Origin of the sequence: Actinosynnema sp. NPDC023658, from assembly GCF_040639995.1 — a bacterium.
In the GTDB taxonomy this organism is placed as follows: domain Bacteria; phylum Actinomycetota; class Actinomycetes; order Mycobacteriales; family Pseudonocardiaceae; genus Actinosynnema.
Genome location: NZ_JBFAAX010000969.1, coordinates 1 through 2031, shown reverse-complemented (window position 1 = coordinate 2031; position 2031 = coordinate 1). Strand labels below are relative to the sequence as shown.

At 69.4% G+C, this 2031-nt stretch carries 1 protein-coding gene and 1 pseudogene; both read left to right on the top strand.

The genetic code is table 11. The features are described 5' to 3' along the window. Positions 1-441: 441 nt before the first annotated feature. Positions 442-1776: an NAD(P)/FAD-dependent oxidoreductase gene (locus tag AB0G02_RS37030; protein ID WP_360804212.1), complete on the top strand. Its 1335-nt coding sequence runs from the start codon at positions 442-444 to the stop codon at positions 1774-1776. Continuing rightward, a pseudogene (locus AB0G02_RS37025) lies at positions 1773-2031 on the top strand (pyridoxal phosphate-dependent aminotransferase family protein); the annotation flags it as partial. The gene AB0G02_RS37030 and the pseudogene AB0G02_RS37025, both read left to right, overlap by 4 nt.

The following is a 2031-nucleotide window of genomic DNA, read 5'->3' as shown; positions in this document are numbered from 1 at the left end:
CCAGAGCAGCGGGTTCAGCTCCACGACCACCTGGTCCAACGCCCTCAGGTCGCCCGCCCTCGCCTCCGCGAGGTGCTCCGCGAGCCGCTGGGGCCGCTGCGACCGTCGGTCGACCTCCGACACCGGATCGGGTTTCATGCGCTCGCCTCCAGCCACCACGGCCCACCGCCTCCGATCCCCCACCTTCCCACCGACCCGTCCCGCGCGGTGCCGAACGTTTCGCCCTCGGATCGACAACACCCGATCGGCCCAGGGCGGAAACCGCGCTCGGCGCCAGGAGTCGGGTCATCCTATTAATCGAATCGGTTCCGCAGCGCTCCCACCCGATTCAGGCACCCGATTTGCGCCGATTTCCGAAGCGAATGGCCCGTTTCACGGAAACGGGAGGTGCTCGACCATTCGGCTCTGTACACGGTATGCGAATGCTGTTGGGATGTCCGGATGTACAACGCCATTGTGATAGGTGGCCGGTGTGCCGGGGCATCGGTCGGGGCGCACTTGGCCCGGCGTGGGCTCCGGGTGCTGGTCGTCGACCGGTCGCGGTTTCCCAGTGATGTGCTGTCCACGCATTTCGTCTGGCCGCACGGTGCTTCCTACCTGAACCGGTTGGGGGTGTTGGACCAGGTGCGGGCCGTGACACCGGCCCACACCGGGGTCACGATGGTCAACGAGGGGATCGCCCTGCGCGGCAGCGTTCCGGAGGAGTTGCTGCGCAACCAGTTCCGGTTGCTGCACGACGACGACAGCGGGATCACCACCGAGAACTTCTCGGTTCGCCGGCACGTGCTGGACAAGATCCTGGTCGACAACGCGGTGCGCGCCGGTGTCGAGTTCCGCGAGGGGTACACCGTCCAAGAGCTCCTGCGGGACGAGGACGGGACCGTCATCGGCATCAAGGGACGGGATGGCACGGTCGAGCACGCGCAGGTGGTGATCGGGGCCGACGGGCGCAACTCCTTCGTCGCCCGCGCTCTCGGGATCGAGAAGTTCGACGAGCGACCTCGGTGCACCTTCGCCTACTGGAGCTATTTCAGCGGAATCCCCGACGCCGAGGCGCAGATCCACCGGCGGGGCAGGCTCGGGATGGCGATGGCCTCGACCAACCACGGGCAGACCATGGTGCTCACGTGGGGGCCGAGCGAGTGGGCCGCGCAATTCCGGGCCGACGTCGAGGGCAACTTCCACCGCGCCCTCGGGCTGATCAGCGAAGAGGCGGCGGACACCGTGGCGCGGGCGCGGCGGGAGGAGCGCTTCTACGGGACGCTCGACCAGGCGGCGTACCTGAGGCAGTTGCACGGGCCCGGCTGGCTGCTGGTGGGCGACGCCGAGTCGTTCAAGGACCAGTGCACGGCGCTCGGGATCACCCACGCCCTGCGTGACGCGGAACTGGCCGCGGACGCGGTCGGCCGGTGGCTCGGCGGCGAGACCGACCGGGACACCGCCATGGCCGGGTACGCGGCCAAGCGGCGCAGCCAGACCGCCGCGGCCTACTACGACTACGTGTGCACGCTCGCGGAGATGAAGCCGCTGCGGCACGACGAGCTTCAGCTGTTCGCGATCCTGCGCGGCAACCAGGCCGAGATCGACCGGTTCATCGCCACCCACGTCGACGTGGCGCCGGTCTCGGAGTTCTTCGACCCGTCCAACGTGTTCCTGCTCAACGACACGGCCAAGGAGTCCTCGCGCGACCTCAGCGCGTTCGACGACTTCGAGGCGACCTACCGCGAGCACCAGCGCAACCCGTTCCTGCGGGTGGAAGCGGAGGCGACCCGATGACCGGCACCGTGGCGCACGAGCGCGAGGACGGCCAGGTCGTCGCCGCGCTCATCGACGCGGCCGACGCGGCGGGGACCGACCCGCTCGCCGCGGCCAAGGCGGTCGCCGCCGCCGCCCGCGAGGTGTCGGACATGATGCGGAACTGGGCGACCCACATCCCGTGGGAGGACCTGGAGGAGCTGGACACCCTCTCCGCCGACGAGGTGACCCGCTTCTTCGACGAGGAGTACCCGGCGGTCCGGGCCGACCTGGAGC